Below are 4,272 nucleotides of genomic sequence, written 5' to 3'. Positions count from 1 at the left end.
GGCGGTGCGGGGGCGGCGTGCCCCCCCCCCCCTCCCCGCCCCCCCCTCCCGCCCCCCCCCCCCCCGGGCCCCCCCCGGGCGGCCGCCGCCCCCCCGCGGCCCCCCCCCCCCCCCCCCCCCCCCCCCCCACTACAGGTTCGCCTGTTAATCCGGCTGGTACAACGCCCGCGCATTGGCAATCACCCGCCGCATCTGCGCGCGATCGGTATGCCGCGATATCGCCTGCGCACCGAGCACAATCGCCTGCGCACGCAGCGGCGCGGGCACATCGTAGTGCACGCCGCTGGGGCGGTTCTGGAAGGCCCTGCGGGGAATCCCGAGCTGCTGCGCCAGCGCATGCAGCTCGGGCAAGGTGTCGGCCATCAGATGCGCCCAGCGCTCACCGCGCCAGGGATGTACCGCATCGTCGATATAGACCGTCACGTTCAGCCCTGGACTCAGGCCTTGGGCTTGTCGTCGTCAGCCGGGACTTCTTCGGCGATCGCGATGGTCTCTCCCGCGGCGTCGTCAGCAGCCGCCTCAGCGGCTTCCTCGCCTTCGATGCCTTCAAATTCGGACACCAGACCAGCCAGGTAATCGTCGGCGGTCTTGCCTTCGTCAGCGGCCAGGTCGTCGATCATCTGCTGCAGCGCTGCGGAGTATTCCAGGGTGACCTTGCGGCCTTCCTTCTCCTGCACATTGGCCAGGTGCTTGAGCATGGCCAGCATCGGTACCGGGTTGTCTGCATTGCCCATGGTCTGGCCGCCGATGGCCAGCAGCCACTCGTTGCCCTGCAGGCCGATGGCGGCCACGACCTGGCCTTCTTCGTTGACCAGCACGGCGTGGTTCTGCACCTGCTGCTGGGCGTTCAGGCGGGCGAACGGGCGGCGCGGGGCCTGCTTCTTGCGCTTGTCGCGCTTGGCTTTGGAGAGCTTGGACATGATGTTCGGCTGATAGGAAAACGATGCCCATTGTAGGCGCACCGGGCCCCTGCTGCCGGAACAGGGCTCAGCCGGGGCCGTCGCTTACCCCTTCCGCCGGGGCTGCTGCAGCGGTCGCCGGGACGACGGCGGTTACCGGCACCGGCAGGCTGTCGGCCTGATTCAGTGCCGCCGCTTCGGCTTCCTGGCTCATCACCACGATGCTGATGCGGCGGTTGATCGGGTTCTGCGGGTTGCTCTTGTCGAACAGCACCGAGGACGCCAATCCGACCACTCGCGCCACCTTGGCCGGATCCATGCCGCCTTCCAGCAGCGCACGCCGCGCGGCATTGGCGCGGTCCGCACTCAGCTCCCAGTTGCCGTAGCCGACCTGGGTGGAATAGGCGGTGGTGTCGGTATGGCCGGTGAGGCTGATGTGGTTGGGCACCTGGTTGATGTAGCGCGACAGCTCCACCAGGATCGTCTGCGTATACGGCATCAACCGCGCGCTGCCGAGGTCGAACATCGGCCGGTTCTGCTTGTCCACGATCTGGATGCGCAGGCCTTCCGGGGTGATGTCGAGCAGCAGCTGGTCCTTGAACGGCTCCAGCGCCTGGCTCTTGCTGATCGCTTCCTGCAGCTCCTGCTTCAGGGCTTCCAGGCGTTGCTTGTCGCGCTCGCGCTCCTGTACCGGCGTGGGCACCGCTTCCTGCTGGTTCTGGAAGGGATCATTGCTGTTGCCGCGCGACACATCGGTGGCACCGCCCAGCTTGATCATCGAGGTGCTGGCGCCGCCGGGCCCGGCCATGCCCGGCGCCGGGGTACTGCTGCTGCCGGCCAGCGGGCTGGGGTTGCGGAAGTATTCGGAAATCGCCGCGCGCTCGGGCTTGGTGGTGGCAGCCATCAGCCACAGCACCATGAAGAAGGCCATCATCGCGGTGACGAAGTCGGCGTAGGCCACCTTCCACGAACCGCCGTGGTGGCCGCCGCCCTGGATTTTTTTCACCCGGCGTACGATCACCGTGGGTTTGGTCTCGGTCATGGCGCGCGCCTTACTTGATCGACTTCAGGTGCTGCTCGAAATCACTGAAGCCCGGGCGCAGTGCCGAGGGCACGGTCTTGCGGGCGAATTCCAGCGCGATCTTCGGGTTGTAGCCACGCAGGCAGGCCAGCAGCGCGGTCTTCACCGATTCGTAGATGCGTGCGTCCTGCTCGGCGCGTGCTTCCAGCGCCGCGGCCAGCGGGCCGACGAAGCCATAACCCAGCAGGATGCCAAGGAACGTGCCGACCAGCGCGCCGGCCACGTGGGCGCCTACTTCCTTGATGTCGCCACCGATCGAGCCCATGGTGATGACGATGCCCAGCACCGCGGCGACGATGCCGAAGCCGGGCAGGCCATCGGCGACCTTGTTGAGCACGTGGGCCGGTTCCATCGCCTCGTGGTGGTGCTTTTCCAGCTCCAGTTCCAGCAGCGGTTCCAGCTCATGCGGCTCGATGTTGGAGCCGATCATCAGCCGCAGGCAGTCGGTGATGAAGTCCAGCAGATGGTGGTCGGCCAGCACTTTCGGGTAGTTGGCGAATACCGCGCTGTCCTGCGGGTTCTCGACGTGTTCTTCCAGCGCCATGAAGCCTTCGCGGCGGGCTTTGTTGAGCAGTTCATAGAGCAGGCTGAGCACATCCAGGTAGTCCTGCTGCTTGTATTGCGGGCCCTTGAACACGCTGAGCGTGGCCCGCAAGGTCTGCTTGACGGTCTTGAGCGGGGTGGCGATCAGGAACGCGCCGAACGAGGCGCCACCGATGATCACCAGCTCGTAGGGCTGCCACAGCGCGCCCAAGCGGCCATGCGCACCGACGTAGCCGCCCAGGACAGCGAAAATGACAACGAGCAGGCCAACGATGATAAGCATGGGGGCAGACAAGGGGAGGGGATATCCCGTTGTCGGCCGTCAGCGGAAAATCTGTAGGCTGGGCGCAACAGCCCCTGTAGAGCCGAGCCATGCTCGGCTGGGGCTTTACCGGAAACGCTTCTGCCGCGCATGGCTCGGCACTACACGGGAAGGCCCCTGCCGAGCATGGCTGGGCACTAAAGGTGGCGCGCTTGGGTACGCTGCTGGCTCTGCCTCGGCACCACCACGCTGCAGCGGATCCGGATACGGCTGGCCGTTCTCGACAAACCCCAGTGACACCGAGTTCAGGCAATGCCGTTCAAAGGTCGGCGGCGGGCCATCCGGGAACACGTGGCCAAGATGACTGCCGCAACGTGCGCAGACAATCTCGGTGCGGATCATGCCGTGGCTGATGTCGCGGATTTCGCGTACATGCGCCGGATCGAACGGGGCGAAGAAGCTGGGCCAGCCAGTGCCCGAGTCGAACTTGGTGCTGGAGCGGAACAGCGGCAGCGCGCACAGGCGGCAGCAATACACACCGTCACGCTTGTTATCCAGGAACACGCCGCAGAACGGCGCCTCGGTGCCGTGATGCAGCAGCACGCGCTGTTCCTCGTTGCTGAGCCCGGCGATCATGGCATCGCGTTGGGTGGTGCTGGGAGGGGTTAGATCGAAGGCAGTCATGGCGCGGCATCCGTGGGACAGATATCAATGGTAGGGGCGGGCAGGGGCCAGTCCAAGCGCGCATTCATGGCGGCGCAAGCTGTGCCGGCGCATGCTCGGCAGGTGGAAGAACGGGGAAATGCCGATGAAACGGATGACGTATCTGACGTTGGCAGTGCTGGCGCTCGTGCCGTTGTTCGCGCAGGCGCAATTGCAGCAGCCACCGTCGCCGACCGCAACGCGTGCGGTGACGCTGCCACCGCCACCGCCACCGCCACCGCCGTCGCGGCAGCCGGTAACGGTTCCCTCCGATCCACAGCAGGAGGATGTGCGGCCGCTACCGCCACGACCGGTCACCAAGCCCAAGCCAACACCGAAGGTAAAGCCGATCACCCAGCCGCCGCAGCCCGTGCGCCCGATCTACGACAGCAAGGGCCAGCCGGCGCCGCAGATGCGCCAGACCAGCCCGGGCCGGGTGTTGGATACACGCACCAATCGCTATTACGACACCGTGCCCAGTGGTGTTGGGCAGCAGGTAGTGCCGCCGCCAGCCGGCACACGTTGAACCTGTAGTGCCGAGCCATGCTCGGCAGAGGCTTCATCGATAGAGCATCGTTGTAGTGCCGAGCCATGCTCGGCAGGAGCGTCGCAAGCTAAAGGCGACCCCTCCCCAGCCCTCCCCTTGGCCTGCGTCCAAAGGGAGGGGGCGTAGCGCCGAGCCATGCTCGGCAAAAGGGCCTCACCCGTATCGCCTAAGCCGCGCCTGTGGCGGGACGACAGGTGGGGGTGGGGGGTGAGGCGCGGGCGCGGCTGGGAGGGGACCC

Annotated in this window: 5 protein-coding genes and 1 pseudogene; 1 reads left to right on the top strand and 5 read right to left on the bottom strand. The window is 66.5% G+C overall.

Annotated features, from left to right (window positions below; translation table 11 throughout):
- Window positions 1–144: 144 nt before the first annotated feature.
- The 5 genes and pseudogenes from ACVOLS_RS21390 to msrB all read right to left on the bottom strand — a co-directional run.
- The gene (locus tag ACVOLS_RS21390) at window positions 145–423 is read right to left on the bottom strand and encodes a DUF4031 domain-containing protein (protein WP_481547295.1); all 279 of its coding nucleotides are present in this window, start codon (window positions 421–423) and stop codon (window positions 145–147) included.
- 14 nt (window positions 424–437) lie between these two features.
- Window positions 438–920 carry a hypothetical protein gene (locus ACVOLS_RS21385; protein WP_481547294.1) on the bottom strand — a complete coding sequence of 161 codons (483 nt, stop codon included), beginning with the start codon at window positions 918–920 and terminating at the stop codon, window positions 438–440.
- Between the two features lie 67 nt (window positions 921–987).
- Window positions 988–1,941, bottom strand: coding sequence for a flagellar motor protein MotB (gene motB, locus ACVOLS_RS21380; RefSeq protein WP_481547293.1), 954 nt, complete (start codon window positions 1,939–1,941; stop codon window positions 988–990).
- A 10-nt stretch (window positions 1,942–1,951) separates the two neighbouring features.
- On the bottom strand, window positions 1,952–2,806 hold the full coding sequence (motA, locus tag ACVOLS_RS21375; RefSeq protein WP_481509820.1) for a flagellar motor stator protein MotA: 855 nt from the start codon (window positions 2,804–2,806) through the stop codon (window positions 1,952–1,954).
- Between the two features lie 201 nt (window positions 2,807–3,007).
- Window positions 3,008–3,469 (bottom strand): annotated as a pseudogene (msrB, locus tag ACVOLS_RS21370) (peptide-methionine (R)-S-oxide reductase MsrB); the annotation flags it as partial.
- A 124-nt stretch (window positions 3,470–3,593) separates the two neighbouring features.
- Between msrB and ACVOLS_RS21365 the strand changes: the two are divergent.
- Window positions 3,594–4,013: a classical arabinogalactan protein 4 gene (locus ACVOLS_RS21365; RefSeq protein ID WP_481547292.1), complete on the top strand. Its 420-nt coding sequence runs from the start codon at window positions 3,594–3,596 to the stop codon at window positions 4,011–4,013.
- Window positions 4,014–4,272 lie beyond the last annotated feature (259 nt).

The organism is Stenotrophomonas sp. STEN038, assembly GCF_056759895.1.
This window is presented reverse-complemented; position numbering and strand designations above follow the sequence as displayed.

Excerpts from the sequence above, each read along its gene's own strand:
- motB (WP_481547293.1), bottom strand. The coding sequence starts at position 1,941 with ATGACCGAGACCAAACCCACGGTGATCGTACGCCGGGTGAAAAAAATC.
- ACVOLS_RS21365 (WP_481547292.1), top strand. The coding sequence starts at position 3,594 with ATGAAACGGATGACGTATCTGACGTTGGCAGTGCTGGCGCTCGTGCCG.
- motA (WP_481509820.1), bottom strand. The coding sequence starts at position 2,806 with ATGCTTATCATCGTTGGCCTGCTCGTTGTCATTTTCGCTGTCCTGGGC.
- ACVOLS_RS21385 (WP_481547294.1), bottom strand. The coding sequence starts at position 920 with ATGTCCAAGCTCTCCAAAGCCAAGCGCGACAAGCGCAAGAAGCAGGCC.